The following is a 20,116-nucleotide window of genomic DNA, read 5'->3' as shown; positions in this document are numbered from 1 at the left end:
CGGCGGGCGGGGGCGGGCCCGCCCGGCGTCACGGTCCGGGCGGCGGGGGCCGGTGGTCCGTCGCCGCGTCGGCGTAGCGGCGGGCCAACCGGGCGAAGGCCCTCCGTAGTTCGTCCGGGCCGACGGCCTCGATGTCGGCGTCGAACCTGCCGAGGGTGGCGGCCAGGGCGGTCCAGGACCAGGCGCCCAGGACGAGGCGGCAGCGGTCGGGGCCGAGTGCTTCGACGAGCCCGTCCCGGACGTAGGGGGCCACCGTGGCGGCGGCGGTGCGGAGGACCACCTCGCCGTGGCAGGGCCAGTCGCCGTGGGCGTCCGCGCCGCGGAACCGGCCGGCCACGAACGCCGCCACATCGCCTCCGGGCACCTCGCGCGGGGCGAAGCGGGGGCCCGTGGGGACGCGCGGGCTGATCCGGTCGGCGCGGAAGGTGCGCCAGTCCTCGCGGTCGAGGTCCCAGGCGACGAGGTACCAGCGTCCGGCGTAGGTGACGAGGTGGTGGGGCTCGGCCCGCCGGGGCGCACCGGTGCCGGCGGTGTAGTCGAAGCGCAGTACCTCGCGGGCGTGGACGGCGGAGCTGAGCGCCATGAGCGTCCCGCCGCCGGCCTGGGGGCGCCCTCCCGTCGGGGCGGGGTCGACCGCCGTGACCTGGAGGGCGTCGACGCGGTGGCGCAGCCGTGCGGGCATGACCTGCCGGAGGGTGGTCAGCGCGCGGGCCGCGGCCTCCTCGACCCCGGCGCCGGTGGCCGTGACGACCTGGAGGGCGAGGGTGAGCGCGACGGCCTGTTCGTCGTCGAAGAGCAGCGGGGGCAGCTCCGTACCGGCCTGTAGCCGGTATCCGCCCTCGGGCCCTTTGAAGGCCGCGATGGGGTAGCCCAGTTCGCGCAGGCGGTCGACGTCACGGCGTACGGTCCGCGGGCTGATGTCCAGCCGTTCGGCGAGCAGTGCCCCCGGCCAGTCGCGGCGGGCCTGGAGCAGGGACAGCAGCGCGAGCAGTCGGGCGGAGGTCTTCGGCATGCCCTCATACTGCCCGGCAGTAGCGGCCACATCCTGACCTCTACCCCTGCGAGTGTGGATCGCACAACGGCAGGGCGCGACCGCGGGTCCTGCGTTCCGAGGGCGAGGAGCCATCCCATGTCCGTCACGTCCGTGACCCACCTGAACTTCCGGGGCGAGGCCCGCGCCGCGCTCGACTTCTACCGGTCCGTGTTCGGCGGCGACCTCGCCATCGTCAGCTACCAGGACGCCGGGGCCGTGGACGACCCCGCCGAGGCGGACCAGGTGATGTGGGGCCAGGTGACGGCGGAGAACGGCTTCCGCGTCATGGCCTACGACGTGCCGTCGCGGCTGCCCTGGGACCGGGGCGAGAACTCCTTCTTCGTCTCCGTGCGCGGCGACGACGCGGCGGAGGTGACGGAGTACTGGGAGAAGCTGTCCGCCGGGGCGGACGTCGTCCAGCCGTTGGGTCCCGCCCGGTGGGCCCCGCTCTACGGCATGCTCAGGGACCGGTACGGCGTCGTCTGGGTCGTGGACGTGGTCAGCGGGTACGGCGGGTGAAGACCCTGGACGCCCGGGAGCTCAACCGGGCCACGCTCGCCCGGCAGCTGCTCCTGGACCGTGCGCGGCTCCCGCCCCTGGACGCCGTCGCCCACCTGTGCGGCCTCCAGGCGCAGGAGCCGCAGGAACCCTTCGTCGGGCTCTGGTCGCGGCTGCGCGGCTTCGCCCCGGAGGCGCTGGACGGCCTGCTCACCGGGCGGCACGTGGTGCGGACCCATCTGATGCGCCGCACCGTCCACCTCGTCACCGCCGACGACGCCCTCGCGTGGCGGGCCCGGCATGGCGCGATGCTGCGGCAGCGGGTGCTGGGGACCTACCGTCGCGAGCTCGGAGGGGTGGACCTCGACGCGCTCGCGGCGGCGGTGCGCGCCGTCATGGCGGACGGCGAGCCGCGCACGATGACGGAGATCGCCCTGCACCTCGCCGACCGCTGGCCGGCGCCCGGCCGGCGGCCGCTGGGGGAGATGGCGGTGGCGGCCCTCGTCCCGATGGTCCAGCTCCCGCCGCGCGGGACGTGGCGTGTGAAGGCCGGGGTGCGCAACACCCCGCTCGCCCACTGGCTGGGCCGTGAGCCGGATCCGCCCGGCCGGCCGGGGGCCGACGCGGCGGGGGAGGCGCTGGTGCTGCGCTACCTGGCGGCGTACGGCCCGGCGGCCTCGGCCGATCTGCGGGCCTGGTGCGGGCTGGCGGGGCTGCCCGCCGCGGTGGCGGCGGTCCGGGACCGGCTGGTCGCCTTCCGGGACGAGCGTGGCCGGGAACTGCTCGACCTGCCCGACGCGCCGCGCCCGGACCCCGGCACACCCGCACCGGTGCGGTTCCTGCCCGCCTTCGACAACGCGATCCTCGGCTACCAGGACCGGAGCCGGATCATCGACGACGCCCACCGCGGCCTCTCGGTGCAGGGCGCGCGGGTGGTGCTGGTCGACGGCCGTGTCGCCGCGTCCTGGACCGTGGACGCGGGCACGGTGGACGTCTCCCCGCTGCGCGGCCTCGGCCGGGCCGAACGTGCCGCCGTGCTGGAGGAGGGCGGGCACCTGGCCCTGTTCCTGTCCGACGGGGACAGCGACCGCGTACGGGTGGGGTGAGGCGCTGATCAGCCCTTTTCCAGGGCCCGCTTGAGGGCGGCGAGGTCCGCGGTGACGGCGTCGGCGTCCCGGCCGAAGTCCTCGTCGCTCATCTCCGGCCGACGGCGCAGGGTGAACACCACCTCGCAGCCGGTGGTGTCGGCGATGACCCGCACCGGGTTGTGGACCTTCTCCCCGGAGGGCAGCGTGACGTCGTGATCGAGTACGCCGAAGTCGTTCCTGGGGGCGAAGGCGACCACGACCTGTCCCATCGGTGAGTCCGCGATCCACCGCCCGTCGGTCTCCTCGACGGAGCCCGCCAGGCCCGCGGCCCACTCGGGCAGGTGGGACGGGTCCGAGGCGTAGGCGTAGACCTCTTCGGCCGTACGGTCGATGTGGGTGCTGAGGTGCAGGGAAGCGGTGCCGGGCGTCTTCATGGCCGCGACGCTATCGGGACGGGCCGGGCGGGCTCTTGTACGAAACGGTCACGGCCGTACCCGGCGGGCCGGCCTCGCCAGGGCCTGGGAGCGGAACGGGGTGTTCGCCGCTCGGGAAGGGCGGGAGGTCAGTGGGCGCTGTCCACCGGCTGGGCGTCGTCGTCGAAGTCGGGTATGCCGGTGGAGAGCAGGTGTTCGGCGCCGTGTTCGAGGGCTTCGGCGGTCTCGGTGGAGCGGGGGAGCATGGTGCTCTCGTAGGCGCGGACGGCGTCGTCGACGGTGGGGGCGTTCGCGAGGGCGAGGGCGAGTTCGCAGGCGTCGAGCATGGCGAGGTTGACGCCGACGCCGAGCGGAGGCATGAGGTGGGCGGCGTCGCCGAGCAGGGTCACCGTCGCGTCGTGGTCCCAGGTGTGCGGGACGGGGAGGGCGAGGATCGGGCGGTCGACGTAAGGCCCGTCGTTCTCGGTGATCATCTGGAGCATGCGGGGTGACCAGTGGGCGTACCGGTCGCGTAGTACGGCGCGGATGCCGTCGGTGTCCTCGGTGGTCAGTCCGTCGGCGCTGATCCAGTCGACCGGGACGCGTTGGACGAGGTAGACGCGGATGTGGTTCCCGCCGTTGCGCTGGGCGAAGAGGCCGCGTTCGCCGTCAGCTGCGTGGGCGCTGCCCGGACCGACCAGCTCGGCGATCGCGGGGTGCCGGTTCTCGACGTCGGAGAACCACGCTTCCAGGAAGCTCACCCCGGTGTACTCGGGGACGGCGGGGGACACGGCCGGGCGGACCCGGGAGAAGGCGCCGTCGGCACCGATGACCAGATCGGTCTCGACGGTCGTGCCGTCGGCGAAGTGCAGACGCCGCGGCCCGTCGGCGGGTCCGCTGATCGTGTCGAGGGCGCGGCCCCAGTGCACGGTTCCCGGCTGCACGGATTCGAGCAGCAGGTCGCGCAGTTGGCCGCGGTCGATTTCCGGCTTGAAGAGTTCGTCCGGCGCCGGGATCTGATGGGACGTGATCGTGCCGGCCGCATCCATCTGGCGCATTTCCTGCCCTTCGGGACGGGCGAGGGCGAAGAACGCGTCGAGCAGGCCGGCTTCGCGCAGGGCGACCTGGCCGTTGTCCGCGTGCAGGTCGAGGGTGCCGCCCTGGTTGCGGGCGTCGGGGCCCGGGTCGCGGTCGTAGACGGTGACCGCGATGCCACGTCGCTGGAGGACGCGGGCGCAGGTCAGTCCGCCCGGTCCGGCGCCGATGATGCTGATGCGGGCGTTGGCGGGCTCTGGGGAGTTCATGGTCGTTCCTTCCGGTCGGCGAAGAGGAGTCGTCGGAACAGAGCGGGGCGTGGCACTCCGGCCTCGGTGAGGGAGCTGCCTCGGTCGAGCGTCCCCTTGACGGACAGGACGACGACGGGAGGTGCGGTGCGGACGGTGACCAGGCCGGCGAGGCGTGCCGCTCAGGCGTTCACAGCTTCATGAAAACAGAACAACACGAAAAGTGCAACGGTTCTACTTAGCGATGGATTCGACTATCGGATACGCTCTCGTCATGACCGTGCCCCCCGTCAGCCGCCGCGACCGCAAGAAGGCGGCCACCCGGCAGGCGATCGCCGACGCCGCACTGCAGCTCTTTCTGGAGCGTGGCTACGATCGCGTAGGTATCCGTGACATCGCCGACGCCGCCGACGTGTCCACCGCCACGGTGTTCAAGCACTTCAGCGGTAAGGAAGCGCTGGTGTTCGACCAGGACCAGGACCGGGAGTCGGCGCTGATCGCCGCGGTGCGGGAGCGGCCCTCCGGCCAGAGCCTCCTCGACGCCCTCCGGCAGCACGTCCTCGACACCTGGCCCACGATCGAGGCGCATCCCCAGGCGGCCGAGTTCACCCACCTGGTGAACTCCACGCCTGCGCTGAGCGCGTACGCCGAACGCATGTGGACCAGGCACACCGACAGCCTCAGCGCGGCCATCGCCGACGAGGCCGGCGTGGACCACGACGACCCGTCATGCGTGGCTCTTGCGCGGTTCGTCCTCGACGTCCCGGCCCTCGCCCGCGGCCGGCAGGACCGCCGGGCCGCCATCCAGGCGATCTTCGACATCCTCACGCACGGCTGGAAACCGCCCGGCACGCCGTCTCGGCCGTAGCCCCTCATCGGCCTCGGCCCGGCCACGGAAAGGGACGTGACGTCCCCCGGAGGCTATCGGCGCTGCCGACGCCTGCTCGTCGTCGGCACGGTTGCGGCAGCGGTCCAGCCCATCGAGACGGCGCGTCCCCGCCCGGCGCCGGGCGTGCAGTGCGTGCACGCGCCGGGGGAGGCGGTGAGGGAGGCCCCCCTTTCCGACAGAACTCCGGGCGGGCGGACCTGGTACACCGCCCCGTCCCCTTCCCCACGTACGACGGCGCGGCCCGCGACGGCCACCGCGTGAGGACCGGTCGACACTACGGCCGGTCGACGAGGGCCGTGAAGGCGACGAACGCGACGGCGACGACGGCGGGCGCGGCCGTCGCGAGGACGAGGCGCCGGGGTGCCTGCCGGAGGCGCCAGGGCAGCACCCAGCTCGTCAGCAGCACGGCCATCGACAGCAGGAGTCCGGTGCACAGCACGGACCAGGCCGCGTCGAACGACTCGGTGAAGCGGTCGGCCTCCGCGCCGTCACAGGAGTCGCAGGCCATCGGCGACAGGCCGCCGTAGAGCAGGGCGAAGCCCGCCGCCGGCAGGGTGAGCAGCGTGGAGAGCAGCGGTGCCACCCAGGCGTGCCGGACGCGCGGGTTCAGCAGGTCTTCTTCTCGCATGCGTACGAGTCAACGCCGCCCGGCGGCCCGGCACATGAGCGCGGGTACTCAGTCCCACCAGAAGCCCCAGGTCGCCTGGCCCAGGAGGTTCCGCTCGGCATACAGGTCCAGGCCGTACGGCGGGTTCTGGTCGATGCTGTCCGGGCAGAAGGCGAAGTGCTCCGCGGCGAGCGCCCGGGCCTCGGCGAGTGTGGTGGGCGGACGCCCCACCGAGACGACCAGGGTGTCGAAGCCGATGATCAGGACGCGGATGCCGAAGCGGTCCTCCCACGAGCGCAGCACGGCACACAGCCGCGCCACGTCGTTCTCGTGGTTCAGCGGGCCCCGCCAGCCGATCGAGGCCGGTATGTCGGCGCTCCGCCGCGCGGGGACCAGCCCCATGCGGAACCGGGGCCCGTCGGGGCTCTCGGCGAACATGTCCGCGATCTCGCCCGCCAGGACGTCCGGGTCTTCGCAGGTGCCGCCCCGGGGCGCCGGGGACAGGCCGGGCCACGCGGTGTCCGGCGCCGCGAGCTCGTCGTCGGCGTTGTCCTCCCAGAAGCCGCGGAGCACCTCTTCGGCGTCGTGGTCGCCGGGGTAGGACGTCCTCGCGGGGTCGAGCTCCCAGCCTGCGGGCCAGAGGCCGCGCCGCCCGCCGTCGACGAGGACGGGGAGCAGGCCCAGGCCACGGGCGCGGGTGCGAAGGTCCCGCCAGGCTCCCGGGCGCACGGGTTCGTCGGCGTGCCAGAGCAGCGGCTCGTGCCAGGGGCCGCCTGCCGTGGCATCCACCAGGGTGCCGGACGGGAGGTCCAGCCCCGACGTGGCAAGGGACGGGAGGGAGTTCGGAAGCGTCGCCATGGTGGTGAGCCTACGAGCCGCCACCGACAGCGCGGGGCCGCCCAAACGCGCGGACCGGCAGACGTGGAGGGGCGGCGCGAACCTCTCGCGCCGCCCCCCGGATCACACGGTGTCTCAGGCCTGGCTCTTACGGCGGCGGGCCATCACGACCAGGCCGGCGCCCGCAGCGAGGACCGCGGCACCGCCGATGACGATCGGGATCGTGCCGCTGCTACCGGTCGACGCCAGGTCCCCACCGGGGGCCGGGCTGTCCGACGGGGCCGGGGTGCCCGGCGCGGCCGACTCGGACGGGCCCTCGGACGGCTCGTCGCTCGGGGTGGCGCTCTCGGACGGCGGGCTCACCGAGGCGGACGGGGTGGTCGTCGCCGGGGGCGTCGTCCCCGTGCCCTCGCTCGGGGTCTCGCCGGGCGACGGAGTCTCTGTGCCCGGGACCTCAGGGAGGCAGCCCGTGAACGGGAAGTGGTGCGTCTCGGCACCGCCCGAACCGTGCAGCGAGGCCACCCACACCGAGCCGTTGACCGGCGCGGCCGTACCCAGCTCGAAGTGGGCCTTCGGCGCCAGCACGCTGCCCGGCCAGGCGGCCTGGCTGTTCTTGACGACCTTGGTGGCGTCCGGGAAGTTCCACAGCAGCTTCGCCCGGACCTTGCCCTCGGACGCGCTCTGGAGCTTGTCGTCCAGCACGAAGTCCTGGCCGCCCGACAGGAAGAAGCCGGTCGTACCGGCCGCCGCCATGTCGTACCCCTGCCCGCCGACGTTGACGACCGTCGTCGCGCCCGCCGGGACCTTGATGAAGACCTCCTTGGCCTTCTCCAGCTGCTCCGCCGGCACCGAGAAGACGTTACGGTCGCCGGCGGAGCCCTCCAGCGTCAGCTTCGGGCCGTCCAGGCTGACCTTGGTGCCGTCCGTCGCGGATTCCCCGGCCAGCGCCGAGGAGTAGGAGCGGAGCTTCGCGAACTCCGCCTCGAAGTCGATGAGGTCGGCCTTCCGGCTGAACGAGCCGTTGTGCAGCTCGACCTTGCGGTCCTTGACCGCGCCGCCGACGACCGCGTCGCCCTTCATCACGACCGTGGCCGAGCCGCCGTTGACCAGGTCGCCCCGGACGACCAGTGACGCCCGGCCGGGCAGGGCGTCGACCTCGGCGGCCGACAGCTCGTTGGCGACGCTGAACCCGCCCGTGAAGTCGGCGTTGCCACCGACCGCCACGGCGCCCTCGGCATCGGGGGAGTGGACGTCGTCCCCGAGGACGAACTCGCCGTACTTACCGGCGATCCCGAAGGCGTCGGTGGTGCAGTCCGCCGACGTGGCGGGGGCGGCCTGGGCGGCCGGGACAGCGGTGAGCCCGAGTACGAGGGCACCGCCGAGCGCCGCGATGGCGGCAGTTGCGGGTATGCGCATGGTGCGTGGTTCTCCTGCGGGGCAGTTATGAAGATCCTGTGGCGACTCCGGTCATGATTCTCATAGATCCGAATATTGGTCAAGACCAATGCGCGCAGGTGCCTCAGGCGCCGACGTGCGCGGCGAACGCGGACCACGTGGCGGGGGCGACGGTGAGGGCGGGGCCCGTGGGGTTCCTGGAGTCCCGCACGTGCACGGCGGAGGGGTGCGCGGCGACTTCGAGGCAGTTGCCGCCATCGCTGCCGCGGTAGCTGGACTTGCGCCAGGCGTACGCCACTTCGAGGCAGGCGCCGCCTTGTTCGCTGCTGTAGCTCGACTTGAACCACGCGAGTGAGCTGCTCGTTGCTCCCCTGGAAGCCGGTCCAGTAGCCCCTTCGATTCCTCGGTATCGAGGGCCTGCGTTCGCAGCATCGCGTACTTGCGTTCCAGGATGCTGACGTCGTCCGGGGCCGAGATCAGCTGGCTGCCTCGCTGCGTCTCCGTGTAGGCGAGACGCTGGTGTTCGGGCGTTTCGAGCAGGATGAAAGGGCCGGACAGGCCGGCGTGCGTCTGTCGGCCGAGCGGCATGATCTGCACGGTGACGCCGGGGACGTCGGCGTACTGGCGTACGTGCCGAAGCATGCCCAGACGGACCTGCTCTCCGCCCCGGTCGCGCAGGATCGCTTCGGAGACGACGAAGCTGACCGTGGGCGGCTCGGAGCCGTGCAGGATCTCGATGCGCTCCGTGCGAGTGGCGACGCGTCGGGACGGACGTTGACGGTCGAGGTGCACGACAGCGGGGAGGCTGTCCCCGCCGTGCGGCAGCCCCGCGGGGAGTCGGGCCGGGGGCTGCCGCTGGTGGACGCGGTGGCCGACCGGTGGGGCGTACGGGACCGGGGCCCCGGCAAGGTCGTGTGGTGCTCCTTCACGAAGTCTGGCCGGGGCTGACGCCTCACACCGTGCGGTGGGCCAGGTAGCCCAGCAGCTCCTCGACCTCGTGCACCGCACGCGGAGCGAGCGGTGTGCCGCGCAGGCAGGCGCGGGCGGCGTCGAGATGGTGGTGGGCCTCGGCCAGGGTCGCCGTGCGCCCTCCGGCCGCCTCGACGAGGTCGGCCGCGCGGGCCGCCACCGTGGCGTCGTCCGGCGGGCACGGGGAGTCCAGCAGGGCGGCGAGTTCACGTGCCGTCGGCCCGTCGGATGCGAGGGCGGCGAGCACCGGGTACGTCTTCTTCCGCTGCCGCAGGTCCCCGTGGACCGGCTTTCCGGTCCTGGCCGGGTCGCCCCATATGCCCAGCAGGTCGTCGACGGCCTGGAAGGCCACGCCGAGGTGGCGTCCGGCCCGGTCCAGGGCCGTGACCGTCGTGTCGGGCGCCCCGCCGAGCAGGGCGCCGAGCGCGGCGGCGCAGCCCAGGAGCGCCCCGGTCTTGTGCTCGGCCATGGACCGGTAGGCGTCGGGCCGCACGGCCTCGGGCCCCGTCCAGGGGCGGTCCGCGAAGAGCAGGTCGTCGGCCTGCCCTCGGACCAGGGAGGTCAGCGCCCCGGACAGCCGGAGGACGGCGGGGCCGCCGAGGGCGCCGGGCGCCTGGGCGAGGGTCTGCACGGCGGCGGCCAGCAGCCCGTCCCCGGCGAGGACGGCGGGCCCGGTGCCGTAGCTCTTCCACACCGCCGGGCGCTGCCGCCGCAGTTCGTCGCCGTCCATGATGTCGTCGTGCACCAGCGAGAAGGCGTGGACCAGCTCGACGGCGACCGCGCCGGGAACCGCGCTCACCCCGGGCGCTCCGCACAGCTCGGCCCCCAGCACGGCGAGGGCCTGGCGTACGCCCTTGCCCTCGGACGCGGCGGGGTCGGGCGTCCCCGCCGTGTCACGCCAGCCGAGCGCGTGGGCGGCCATCTCGCCGGGCCACGGGTGGAGCCGGCCGACCGCGTCGGCGAGAGCGGGCCGCACCAGGGCGCGGCAGCGGTCCAGGACCGGTGGCGCGGCCAGGAGCCCGCGTGTGCCGGCCGCGCCGGTGACGGTGGCGGAGGTCATCGCAGCGTCCCCTCGCCGGCCAGGGCCGGTGCCGGGGCGCCGTTCCCGGGTACCGGGCCCACGCCGAGTTCGTCGGCCGCCCGGTCGATCATGTCGTCCGCGTGCCGCAGTCCGAGCTGCCCCAGCGCCTGGCGCAGCGAGGCGAGCTCGGTGACCGTCTCGGCCGGGTCCTGGCCGAGCCTGGCGAGCGACTTGGCGAGCCCGAGCCGGGCCAGCGCGGTGCCGCGAGCCTCGTCCATCGCGCGGAACTCCGACAGCGCCAGGGCGTAGTCCTCGCGGGCCTCGGCGTACCGTCCGGCCCGGTAGAGCACGTTGCCGCGCATCTTGTGGTTGTACGCCAGCGCGCTGGACAACCGCATCTCCCGGCAGGTGCGTTCGGCCTCGGCGAGCAGTTCCAGGGCGCGGTCCGCGTCCTGGTCACGTACGGACACCACGTCGGCGATCCCGCGCAGCGCCCAGGCGCGGCCCCGCCGGTCGTCCGCGCGGCCGGCCGTCTCCGCCGCCTCCTCGAAGAGGGCGAGGGCCGTGTCGTACGCGCCGGTGTTGCGGTGCATCTGCGCGATGCCCTCCAGCGCCCACACCGTGTGCCGGGCCTCGCCGCGCCTGCGGGCCTCCGCGAGCAGTTGTTCGTGCAGTTCGCCGACGGCCTTGTAGTCCCCCTGGATCCGTCCGGTCTCGGCGAGACCGGCGAGCGAGTAGCCGCGTACGACGATGTCGCCGCCGCGCTCGCCCAGGTCGGCGGCCAGCCTCAGCAGCCGGTAGGCCAGGGGCAGTGCGCCGCGCTGGCGGGCGAGCGTGCCACCGCTCCACAGTGCCCAGGCCATCGCCCCGGCGTCCTGCGCGGACCGGGCGGCACGGTAGCCGGCCTTCCAGGCCCGGTCGGCCTCCTCGTTGTGCCCCAGCCGGCGGCAGGCCTCCGCGACGGCCAGGTGGCACCGGGCCATCTCCCGGCGGTCGCCGGACGCCTCCGCCGCCCGCAGTTCCTCGATCCCCCGGGCCCGCACCTCGGTGAGCGACGCGTTCACCGAAAGTGATCCCAGGGCCCCCTGGTACTCCGGGGCGAACGCCTTGCACTGCTGTGCGGCTTCCCGGAGCGGTTCCTGCTGTGCTGCTGCCACGTGTGCCATCCCACCGTTGCGCGCGTCGTGCGGTCGTATCGGTCGCTCACGAACGTACGAGGCGGCGGGGTCCGGGCGAATCCGTCTGTGTGCTGGTCGTCGGTCCGTCCCAAGGGCTACGGAACGGGCCGCCGTGTCGTCAGTCGGGTGTACGGGGAACCCGGGCCGGGGCCCGGCCCGCGCGCTCGCGGACCGGGCCCCGGAAGGGAACTGACGGGGTGTCGGGCTCAGTACATGAGGGCGTTGTCGAGGTCGCTCTGCCAGTAGGTCACGGTCAGCTTGCTGTCGACGTACACCTTCGTTGCGAGCGGCACGCGGGCCTCCGGGCCCGTGGAGCCGGAGAGGTCGCGGCCCTGGAAGTAGACGCTCAGGCTCTTGGTGGAGTAGCCGCCCGTGCCGCTCCCGTCGGCGGCGGAGGTCGTGACGCCGGCGTACGCGGACTCGCCCGGGGCGAGGGTGACGACGGCCTGCGGCTTGCTCTCCTCGTAGACCGGGGGGACGGACTGCGCCTCACCGAAGCGCACGGCGGGGTAGCCGTACGCGTTGCAGGCCTTCGACCCGGTGTTGGTGACGGTGAGCAGTCCGTGGTTGACGGGCCGGGTCACGGTCCTGAACGTCACCTCGGTGTTCCCGCCGTCGCAGGCGAGGGTCACGGGGCCGCTGTCGCTCTCGTTCTTCTCCCGGGCGGCGGGCTGGACCTCGGTCGCCCCGGGACGGCTCTTCCCGGCGGCCGAACCGGAATCTCCGCCGGAGGACGAAACGGAATCCGCCGTCGCGTCGGAACCCGATGCCTGGGCGTCCTGGTCGGCGGGCGCCTCGGCGTCGGCGGCCGGCTGGGCGGACGGGGCGGTGGAGGCCGAGGTGGAGGCGTCGGCAGCCGTCTGGCCGCCTCCCTGGCAGGCGGTCAGGGCGAGCGCGGCCAGCAGGGCGGCGGAGCTGAGGGCACTGGTGCGGGCGGCGCGGCGGAGGTGAAGGGTGCGCATGAGGTGGTTCTCCCCGTTCAGTTGGTGTTCGTGCTGTCCCGGGGCGCCGTTTGGCGCCCCGGGGTGATGCCGGATGTACTGGGTGGTGGCGCGTGGTCAGAGGCGCCACAGGAGTGTGAGGACGGTGGCCGTGGAGGCGATCAGCACCCCGGTGGCGATCGCGTCCGTCAAGATCGGTCCGAGTCGGGTACGCACGGCGTCTCCCGGGTGGGGCGAGGTGGTCTCGGTGGTGTGTCCACATCCTGTGCGGCGTCGTGTCCCGGTGGCAACGGTTGCCGGACCGTGCGGGACACAGGAACGCTGGAACACATGCTGACCTGCGGAAACGGTGTCGCCCTGGAATGCCGTTCCGGGACGCGGGAGAGGGAGGGACGGTCGGGGTGGGTACGGAGATCCAGGACTTCGCGGCAGAGCTCAGGGGGCTCAAGGAGCGGTCCGGGCTGAGTTACGGGGCGCTCGCCCAGAAGCTCCACATGAGCACGTCGACGGTCCACCGGTACTGCAACGGCGACGCCGTACCGCATGACTACGCCCCGGTGGAACGGTTCGCCCGGGTGTGCCGTGCCTCGGGCGACGAGCTGGTGGCCCTGCACCGGAAGTGGATCCTCGCCGACGAGGCGAAGCGCCGAGGCGCGCGGAAGCCGGAGGCGGCTGCCGGGCCGGGCCCGCGGGCGGCCGTGGAGCGCCCGGACGGGGACCCGGCGCCGGACCCCGCGCCCGGTCCGGACCCCGCGCCCGGCCCGGACGCGGCTCCCGGCCCGGCCCCCGGGGCGGCGCCTGAGCCGGTGGACGCACCGGAGCCCGCACCCCGGTCGGGCACCGGTCCGGAACCGGAAACGGAACCCGGACCGGAATCCGTCGCGGAGGACGTGACGGCCGCGGTGCCCACCGGTGCGACGGCCGTCCCCGCACCCCGGCCCAAGCGGTTCGGGCGATCCCGGGTCCTGCTCGCGGCGGCGGCCGTCGTGGCGCTCACCGTGCCGGGCGCGCTGGCCGTACACAGCCTCACCGAGGGTGATCCGGCCGACGAGGTGCGTCCCGGTACGGCCGCCGAAAGCGTGGTCGTCACACCGGACACGAGCGACAGGCCCGGCGCCGGCGCCTCCCCGTCACCCTCCCGGACGTCCGCCTCGCCCTCCGCCTCCGCGACGGGCGGGGCCACGGGCGCTGCTTCCGCCTCGCCGTCCTCGTCCGCCGCGAAGGGCGAGGAGCGGAAGAACGGCGGGGTGCCCGTGCGGGCCTCCATCACTTCGTACAACTGGGAGGAGCCCTGCGGGCAGTACTACCTGCTCGACGAGGAGCCCGACCACGTCCCGCCGCCGCCTTCGCCTCAGGGCACCCGTGCCTGGGCGCGAGCCCTCGACGGGGTGGACGGGGAAGCCATGAGGCTCCAGCTCACCCTCCAGGGCGATTCGGACGAAGCGGTCGTGCTGAACGCGCTGCACGTGCGGGTGCTGGGGCGGAAGCCGGCGCTCGCCTGGTCCGCGTACTCGATGGGCGACGGCTGCGGGAGCGGCATCGTCCCGCAGAGCTTCGACATCGACCTGGACGACAACCTGCCCCGTACGAAGCCGGTGGCGGGGCAGGACGGTGACACGGTCGTGCCCGCGAAGGACTTCCCGTACCGGGTCAGCTCCAGCGACGTGCAGGTGTTCCACCTGGACGCGCACGTGGCGGGGCACGACGTGACCTGGTACCTGGAGCTGGAGTGGACCAGCGGGGGCCGGAGCGGCACCCTGCGCATCGACGACGGCGGCAAGCCGTTCCGTACGAGCGGTATCGCGGGCCGGCCCGAGTACCGGTACCGCTACGACACCGCTCAGTGGGTGGCACCGGACCTCTGAGCGGGTACCCGGGGACGGGGACGGCCAGGAGTACAGTCGCGAGCCCGTCCCCATCGGCATGAGCAGGGAGAAGATGTCCAGCCACATAGACGAGAGACCCGTGGACGACGAGGCACCCGGCGCGCCGGACGCGCCGGAGGGTGCCGTCTTCGCGGAACGCACCCAGCGCCTGCGACGGCGGCTCGAACGCCTCATCGGGATCGCCGCGACCGAGGGGAACGAACTGGTACCGCTCCGCAACGGGGACCAGATCTTCGCCGCGATGCTGGACGCCATCCGGTCCGCGGAGCACACCGTGGACATGATGACCTTCGTGTACTGGCGCGGCGACATAGCCCGCGACTTCGCCGAGGCGCTGTCCGGGCGGGCCCGTGCGGGGGTCCGGGTGCGGTTGCTGCTGGACGGCTTCGGCAGCCGGCTGATCGAGAAGGACCAGCTGGCGATGATGGAGGCGGCCGGGGTGCAGGTGGCCTGGTTCCGCAAGCCGCTGTACCTGTCGCCGCTCAAACAGAACCACCGCTGCCACCGCAAGGTCCTCATCACCGACGAGCGGACGGCGTTCACCGGCGGCGTCGGCATCGCCGAGGAATGGTGCGGCGACGCCCGCAACGAACACGAGTGGCGTGACACCCATGTGAAGGTGCGAGGCCCGGCCGTGGACGGTCTCGCCGCCGCGTTCGCCCAGAACTGGGCCGAGTGCCACGACGAGCTCTTCGACGCGCACGACCGGTTCGTCGCGCTCGAACCGCACGGCGACGCGATCGTGCAGGTGGTGCGTGGCTCGGCCAGCTTCGGCTGGCAGGACATGCAGACCCTGCTGCGGGTCGTCCTGGAGTCCGCCGAGGAGCGGGTCCGGCTGACCACGGCGTACTTCGCGCCCGACACCTTCTTCGTGGGGCTGCTGTGCGCCGCCGCCCGGCGCGGGGTGACCGTGGAGGTCCTGCTCCCGGGGCCGCACACCGACAAGCGGGTCTGCCAGCTCGCGGGCCAGCACCACTACGAGGCCCTCACCGCCTGCGGCGTGAAGATCTACCAGTACCAGCCGACGATGATGCACACCAAGGCGCTGACGGTGGACCGGGTCGCCGCGCTGATCGGCTCCACCAACTTCAACCGCCGCTCCCTCGACCACGACGAGGAGGTGATGCTCGCCGTGCTGGACCCGGAGTTCACCGCGACGCTGGACGGGCACTTCGAAGAGGACGTGACCCAAAGCGAGCTGATCGACGGCGCCCGCTGGCGGCGCCGCTCGCCGGCACAGCGGATGCGCGAGGTCGCGGTCCAGCCGATCCGCCGCTGGCTGTGACGGGCGGTCGGTGACGGCACGACGGGGGCGGTCCCACCGGTTCGGTGGGACCGCCCCCGCGACGTCGTACGGACGTGTCAGCCGCCGACGTACCAGCTGAAGCCGCCGGACGAGGTGGCCGCGATCATCAGGACCAGGAAGAGCACGAGGTCGATGATGCCGAGGACCAGACCGGCCTTGGCCAGCCCGGTGCCGCCCTTCGCGGACACCTGGCGCAGGCCGAGGACACCGAGGACGATGGCGACGGGGCCCAGGATCACGCTGAACACGACGAGCCCCACGATCCCGCAGACCAGGCTCGCGACGGCGAGACCGTTGGTCCCCGACCGGGACGCGGCCGTGGGTGAACCGTTGTAGTGCGACATCACTTTCTCCCGTCAATTCGCCGTGCTGTACGTGGAGTTGCAGGTACAGGGCGAGTGCCCGGCTTCCGCGCCCACAACCACTCGGACGACGGGGGTGTGAGGGCCCCGGCCGGGGGCACACGGGCCTGCACCTGCCACGCGTCAGGTGAAGGGAAGTGGCCCATGAGTGAGACCCTCGATACACCGGCGGCGACCGCCGCGGTGATCACGGAGCCCGTGCCCGACCTGCAACTCCAGCTGCTGATGAGACTGCTGGACAGAGAGCAGCGCTCCAGCCTGCCCATCACCCTGACCACGTCCTCCGGCATCCTCCACGGGGATTTGATCGGTCACGAGGCGTGGAAGGCGGACTGGGCGAGAGCCCTGCGGCAGGTCGAGGGCGAAGGCACCAACCTGCTGGCGGAGTTCCCCGAGACGGTGGACCAGGGCCTCAGGGAGATGGTGGCGGACGACGACGCGTCCTCGCTGCCCCGCTGGATCCATCTACGGGACGCCACGCTGGTGATGGGCGGCGCGGGCAAGGTACGGCTGCCCCTGTGGCGCGGTCGGCTGGCGGACGTGTCGGGGTGGGCACTGGGCCGGCCGCAGTAGGCCCCGGACGACGGCGGAGGCCCCCGGTGCGGCCCCGGACGACGGCCGAGGCCCCCGGCGCGGTGGCAGCCGGGGGCCTCGGGACGTGGTCGGGGCGTCACAGGCGCTCAGGCGTCCTGATGCCGAGGAGCCGCATGCCCTGGTGCAGGGTGCGGGCGGTGAGCTCGACCAGGAAGAGCCGGTTCTCGACGACCTCCGCCGGGTTGTCGTCGCTCAGCACCTGGCACTGGTCGTAGAACGTGGTCAGGTGCGAGGCCAGCTGGTAGAGGTACGCGGCCAGCTTGTGCGGCTCGTACCCCTCGGCGACCTCGGACAGGACCGCGCCGAACTGGTCCAGGTGGAGGCCGAGCGCGCGCTCGGCCGGGGCCAGCTCCAGCTCCGGGTGCGCGGCGGGATTCGCGTCCCCCGCCTTGCGCAGGATGGAGCGGATCCGGGCGTAGGCGTACTGGAGGTACACCGAGGTGTCGCCGTTGAGCGACACCATCTGGTCCAGGTCGAACTTGTAGTCCCGCACCGCGGAGGTCGACAGGTCCGCGTACTTCACGGCGCCCACGCCGACGTACCGGCCGTTCTCGACGATCTCCTCCTCGGACAGGCCCACCTTCTCGGCCTTCTCCCGGACCACCGCGGTGGCCCGCTCGACGGCCTCGTCCAGCAGGTCCTCCAGCCGGACGGTGGTGCCCTCACGGGTCTTGAACGGCTTGCCGTCCTTGCCCAGGACCGTGCCGAAGGCCAGCTGGTGCGCCGTGACGTCCTCGTTCAGCCAGCCGGCGCGGCGGGCCGTCTCGAAGACCATCTTGAAGTGCAGGGACTGCCGGGCGTCCACGACGTAGAGCAGGGTGTCGGCCTTGAGGCCCTGCACGCGGTCGCGGATCGCGGAGAGGTCGGTCGCCGCGTAGCCGTAGCCGCCGTTCGTCTTCTTGACGATCAGCGGGACCGGGTTGCCGTCCGGGCCCTTCACGTCGTCGAAGAAGACGCACAGCGCGCCCTCGGAGCGGACGGCGACGCCCGTCTCCTCCAGGATCCGGCAGGTCTCCTCGAGCATGTCGTTGTAGCCCGACTCGCCGACGATGTCGGCGTCGCGGATCTCCATGTCGAGCTTGTCGAAGACCGAGTAGAAGTAGATCTTCGACTCGTCGACGAAGCCCTGCCAGAGCGCCAGCGTCTCCGGGTCGCCGGCCTGGAGCGCCACCACCCGGTCCCGGGAGCGCGCCTTGAACTCCTCGTCGGAGTCGAAGAGGACCCGGGACGCCTTGTAGACGCGGTTCAGGGAGGACATCGCCGCCTCGCCGTCCGCCTCGCCGCCCTCGTGGCCCAGCTCGCCCGGGTGCTCGAAGAGGTACTGGATGAGCATGCCGAACTGGGTGCCCCAGTCGCCGATGTGGTGGCGCCGGACGACGGTCTCGCCGGTGAACTCCAGGATCTGGACCATCGCGTCGCCGATGACCGCGGACCGCAGGTGGCCGACGTGCATCTCCTTGGCCACGTTGGGCTGGGCGTAGTCGATCACGGTGGTGCCCGCGTCGGCCTTCACCGGGACGCCGAGCCGGTCGCCGTCGGCGGCGCGCGCGGCGAGCGTCTCGGTGATCGCCCGGTCGGTGAGCGTGATGTTGAGGAAGCCGGGGCCGGAGACCTCGATGTCCTTGATCAGCTCACCCGACGGGAGGGTGTCCGTGACCTTCGCGGCCAGCTCACGCGGGTTGCCCTTGAGCTTCTTGGCGAGCGCGAGGATGCCGTTGGCCTGGAAGTCGGCCCGGTCGCTTCGGCGCAGCAGCGGGTCCGCGGTGCCGGCCTCGGGCAGTGCTGCCGTCAGGGCGTCCGCCAGCTGCTGCTGGAGCGTGGAAGCGAGGGAAGGGACCGAGGCCATGAGCCGGCTGCCGTTTCGGTAGAGGACAAGGGATCCGTCCCAGTATCCCACGGGGTGTAAAGCCGTTTTCGCGCTACGGGTGGCACCTGGGAGAATGGAGGCACCCCCTGAGAGCGGGGTCCCCCGATTGAGTCCTACACGAGAGAAGGACGTGCCGACCGTGGCTTCGAGTCAGAGCAGCACCGAGACCGACTGGGTCTCCCGCTTCGCGGACGATGTCATCGCCGAATCGGAGCGACGTGCGCCTGGCAAACCGGTCGTCGTCGCCTCCGGCCTCTCCCCGTCGGGCCCGATCCACCTCGGCAACCTCCGCGAGGTCATGACCCCGCACCTGGTCGCCGACGAGATCCGCCGCCGCGGGTACACCGTGCGCCACCTGATCTCGTGGGACGACTACGACCGCTACCGCAAGGTGCCGAACGGGGTCGAGGGCGTCGACGACTCCTGGCAGGAGCACATCGGCAAGCCGCTGACCTCGGTGCCCGCCCCGGCCGGCTCCGCGTACCCGAACTGGGCCGAGCACTTCAAGGCCGCCATGACCCGGGCCCTGGACGAGCTCGGCGTCGAGTACGACGGCATCAGCCAGACCCAGCAGTACCTCGCGGGCACCTACCGCGAGCAGATCCTGCACGCCATGAGGCACCGCGCCGACATCGACGCCGTCCTGGACCGCTACCGCACCAAGAAGGACGGCGCGGCGGGCGGGAAGAAGCCGCAGCAGAAGAAGGTGGACGAGGCCGAGCTGGAGGCCGCCGAGGGCTCCGGCGCGGCGAGCGAGGACGACGGCAGCTCGAACGCGGCCGGCTACTTCCCGTACAAGCCGTACTGCGGCAACTGCGAGAAGGACCTCACCGTCGTCACCTCCTACGACGACGACTCCACCGAGCTGAACTACACCTGTTCGGCCTGCGGCTTCGCCGAGACGGTCCGGCTGAGCGAGTTCAACCGCGGCAAGCTGGTCTGGAAGGTCGACTGGCCGATGCGCTGGGCCTACGAGGGCGTGATCTTCGAGCCCAGCGGTGTGGACCACTCCTCGCCCGGCTCCTCGTTCGTCGTCGGCGGGCAGATCGTCCGCGAGGTCTTCGACGGGGTCCAGCCGATCGGCCCGATGTACGCGTTCGTCGGGATCTCCGGCATGGCCAAGATGTCCTCCAGCAAGGGCGGCGTGCCGACCCCGGCCGACGCGCTGAAGATTATGGAGGCGCCGCTGCTGCGCTGGCTGTACGCGCGCCGCAAGCCCAACCAGTCGTTCAAGATCGCGTTCGACCAGGAGATCCAGCGGCTCTACGACGAGTGGGACTCGCTCGCCCGCAAGGTCGCCGACGGCACGGTGCTGCCCGCGGACGCCGCCGCCTACGCCCGTGCGATCGGCACGGCCGCCGGGGAGCTGCCCAGCACCCCGCGCCCGCTGCCGTACCGCACGCTCGCCTCGGTCGCGGACATCACGGCCGGTGCCGAGGACCAGACGCTGCGCATCCTCAGCGAGCTGGACCCGGAGAACCCGCTGACCTCGCTCGACGAGGCGCGTCCCCGGCTGGACCGGGCGGAGAGCTGGATCAGCACCCAGGTCCCGGCCGAGGCCCGCACCGTCGTGCGCCAGGAGCCGGACAAGGAACTGCTCGGATCCCTGGACGACAAGGGCCGCGAGTCGCTGCGGCTGCTGCTGGACGGGCTGGAGACGCACTGGTCGCTGGACGGGCTGACCACGCTCGTCTACGGCGTGCCGAAGGTGCTGGAGGGCCTGGAGCCGGACGCCAGGCCCACGCCGGAGCTCAAGGTGGCCCAGCGGTCCTTCTTCGCGCTGCTGTACCGGCTGCTGGTCAGCCGGGACACCGGCCCGCGGCTGCCCACGCTGCTGCTCGCGGTGGGGGCGGACCGGGTGCGGACGCTGCTGGGCGGCTGACACCGCCGTGTACGAAGAACCGGGCGGGCCGTTCGACGGCCCGCCCGGTTCTTCGTGTACCTGTGCC

The 20,116-nt window shown here is 72.7% G+C and carries 20 protein-coding genes and 1 pseudogene; 8 read left to right on the top strand and 13 right to left on the bottom strand.

Going from position 1 to position 20,116, the window contains the following annotated elements; genetic code table 11:
• Positions 1–28: 28 nt before the first annotated feature.
• Complete coding sequence (locus SACTE_RS13750) at positions 29–1,012, bottom strand: YafY family protein (protein WP_019993458.1); 984 nt, start codon at positions 1,010–1,012, stop codon at positions 29–31.
• A gap of 117 nt (positions 1,013–1,129) precedes the next feature.
• On the opposite strand from SACTE_RS13750, the gene SACTE_RS13745 reads away from it, so the two are divergent.
• Positions 1,130–1,552 (top strand): VOC family protein, encoded by a 423-nt coding sequence (locus SACTE_RS13745; RefSeq protein ID WP_014046640.1) that lies wholly within the window; start codon positions 1,130–1,132, stop codon positions 1,550–1,552.
• Positions 1,549–2,637 carry a winged helix DNA-binding domain-containing protein gene (locus tag SACTE_RS13740; RefSeq protein WP_014046639.1) on the top strand — a complete coding sequence of 363 codons (1,089 nt, stop codon included), beginning with the start codon at positions 1,549–1,551 and terminating at the stop codon, positions 2,635–2,637. Before SACTE_RS13745 ends, SACTE_RS13740 begins: the two co-directional genes overlap by 4 nt.
• A gap of 8 nt (positions 2,638–2,645) precedes the next feature.
• Here SACTE_RS13740 and SACTE_RS13735 read toward each other — a convergent pair whose 3' ends face one another.
• Together SACTE_RS13735 and SACTE_RS13730 are read right to left on the bottom strand one after the other, a co-directional pair.
• Complete coding sequence (locus SACTE_RS13735; protein ID WP_014046638.1) at positions 2,646–3,053, bottom strand: SRPBCC family protein; 408 nt, start codon at positions 3,051–3,053, stop codon at positions 2,646–2,648.
• 128 nt (positions 3,054–3,181) lie between these two features.
• Complete coding sequence (locus SACTE_RS13730; protein WP_014046637.1) at positions 3,182–4,336, bottom strand: NAD(P)/FAD-dependent oxidoreductase; 1,155 nt, start codon at positions 4,334–4,336, stop codon at positions 3,182–3,184.
• 253 nt (positions 4,337–4,589) lie between these two features.
• On the opposite strand from SACTE_RS13730, the gene SACTE_RS13725 reads away from it, so the two are divergent.
• Positions 4,590–5,183: a TetR/AcrR family transcriptional regulator gene (locus SACTE_RS13725; protein WP_014046636.1), complete on the top strand. Its 594-nt coding sequence runs from the start codon at positions 4,590–4,592 to the stop codon at positions 5,181–5,183.
• A 295-nt stretch (positions 5,184–5,478) separates the two neighbouring features.
• On the opposite strand, the gene SACTE_RS13720 is transcribed toward SACTE_RS13725, so the two are convergent.
• From SACTE_RS13720 to SACTE_RS35010, 5 genes and pseudogenes are all read right to left on the bottom strand, one after another.
• The gene (locus SACTE_RS13720; RefSeq protein WP_014046635.1) at positions 5,479–5,832 is read right to left on the bottom strand and encodes a hypothetical protein; all 354 of its coding nucleotides are present in this window, start codon (positions 5,830–5,832) and stop codon (positions 5,479–5,481) included.
• Between the two features lie 48 nt (positions 5,833–5,880).
• Positions 5,881–6,669 carry a DUF4253 domain-containing protein gene (locus SACTE_RS13715; RefSeq protein WP_014046634.1) on the bottom strand — a complete coding sequence of 263 codons (789 nt, stop codon included), beginning with the start codon at positions 6,667–6,669 and terminating at the stop codon, positions 5,881–5,883.
• 114 nt (positions 6,670–6,783) lie between these two features.
• A complete protein-coding gene (locus SACTE_RS13710; protein ID WP_014046633.1) occupies positions 6,784–8,064 on the bottom strand; it encodes a choice-of-anchor A family protein in 1,281 nt (426 codons plus the stop codon).
• Between the two features lie 103 nt (positions 8,065–8,167).
• Entirely contained in the window at positions 8,168–8,443 is a 276-nt protein-coding gene (locus tag SACTE_RS32570; protein ID WP_050986364.1) for a DUF397 domain-containing protein, read from the bottom strand.
• A gap of 41 nt (positions 8,444–8,484) precedes the next feature.
• Positions 8,485–8,772, bottom strand: a pseudogene (locus SACTE_RS35010) (Scr1 family TA system antitoxin-like transcriptional regulator); the annotation flags it as partial.
• Between SACTE_RS35010 and SACTE_RS35005 the strand changes: the two are divergent.
• Complete coding sequence (locus SACTE_RS35005; RefSeq protein ID WP_226995228.1) at positions 8,665–8,991, top strand: ATP-binding protein; 327 nt, start codon at positions 8,665–8,667, stop codon at positions 8,989–8,991. The pseudogene SACTE_RS35010 and the gene SACTE_RS35005 sit on opposite strands and share 108 nt — an antisense overlap.
• 4 nt (positions 8,992–8,995) lie before the next feature.
• Here the strand turns inward: SACTE_RS35005 and SACTE_RS13700 are convergent, their stop codons facing one another.
• The 3 genes from SACTE_RS13700 to SACTE_RS13690 form a co-directional block, all read right to left on the bottom strand.
• Positions 8,996–10,072 (bottom strand): polyprenyl synthetase family protein, encoded by a 1,077-nt coding sequence (locus SACTE_RS13700; protein ID WP_014046631.1) that lies wholly within the window; start codon positions 10,070–10,072, stop codon positions 8,996–8,998.
• On the bottom strand, positions 10,069–11,199 hold the full coding sequence (locus SACTE_RS13695; protein ID WP_014046630.1) for a tetratricopeptide repeat protein: 1,131 nt from the start codon (positions 11,197–11,199) through the stop codon (positions 10,069–10,071). The genes SACTE_RS13700 and SACTE_RS13695 overlap by 4 nt, the downstream gene beginning before the upstream one ends.
• A gap of 218 nt (positions 11,200–11,417) precedes the next feature.
• Positions 11,418–12,173 (bottom strand): DUF4232 domain-containing protein, encoded by a 756-nt coding sequence (locus SACTE_RS13690; RefSeq protein WP_014046629.1) that lies wholly within the window; start codon positions 12,171–12,173, stop codon positions 11,418–11,420.
• 341 nt (positions 12,174–12,514) lie between these two features.
• On the opposite strand from SACTE_RS13690, the gene SACTE_RS13685 reads away from it, so the two are divergent.
• Positions 12,515–14,017 (top strand): helix-turn-helix transcriptional regulator, encoded by a 1,503-nt coding sequence (locus SACTE_RS13685; protein ID WP_014046627.1) that lies wholly within the window; start codon positions 12,515–12,517, stop codon positions 14,015–14,017.
• A gap of 73 nt (positions 14,018–14,090) precedes the next feature.
• The gene (locus SACTE_RS13680; protein ID WP_014046626.1) at positions 14,091–15,323 is read left to right on the top strand and encodes a phospholipase D-like domain-containing protein; all 1,233 of its coding nucleotides are present in this window, start codon (positions 14,091–14,093) and stop codon (positions 15,321–15,323) included.
• A 77-nt stretch (positions 15,324–15,400) separates the two neighbouring features.
• Here SACTE_RS13680 and SACTE_RS13675 read toward each other — a convergent pair whose 3' ends face one another.
• The gene (locus tag SACTE_RS13675) at positions 15,401–15,688 is read right to left on the bottom strand and encodes a DUF4190 domain-containing protein (RefSeq protein WP_014046625.1); all 288 of its coding nucleotides are present in this window, start codon (positions 15,686–15,688) and stop codon (positions 15,401–15,403) included.
• A 162-nt stretch (positions 15,689–15,850) separates the two neighbouring features.
• On the opposite strand from SACTE_RS13675, the gene SACTE_RS13670 reads away from it, so the two are divergent.
• Positions 15,851–16,279: a hypothetical protein gene (locus SACTE_RS13670; protein WP_014046624.1), complete on the top strand. Its 429-nt coding sequence runs from the start codon at positions 15,851–15,853 to the stop codon at positions 16,277–16,279.
• Positions 16,280–16,376: 97 nt separating this feature from the next.
• Here SACTE_RS13670 and argS read toward each other — a convergent pair whose 3' ends face one another.
• Complete coding sequence (gene argS / locus SACTE_RS13665) at positions 16,377–18,146, bottom strand: arginine--tRNA ligase (protein ID WP_019993462.1); 1,770 nt, start codon at positions 18,144–18,146, stop codon at positions 16,377–16,379.
• Between the two features lie 151 nt (positions 18,147–18,297).
• Here argS and lysS point away from each other — a divergent pair, with 151 nt between their 5' ends.
• Positions 18,298–20,049: a lysine--tRNA ligase gene (gene lysS / locus SACTE_RS13660; RefSeq protein WP_019993463.1), complete on the top strand. Its 1,752-nt coding sequence runs from the start codon at positions 18,298–18,300 to the stop codon at positions 20,047–20,049.
• Positions 20,050–20,116: the final 67 nt, after the last annotated feature.

It is taken from the genome of Streptomyces sp. SirexAA-E (genome assembly GCF_000177195.2).
GTDB classification, from domain to species: Bacteria; Actinomycetota; Actinomycetes; order Streptomycetales; family Streptomycetaceae; genus Streptomyces; species Streptomyces flavovirens.
Note: the sequence above shows the minus strand (reverse complement) of the source record. Positions and strands in the feature narration are given on the sequence as shown.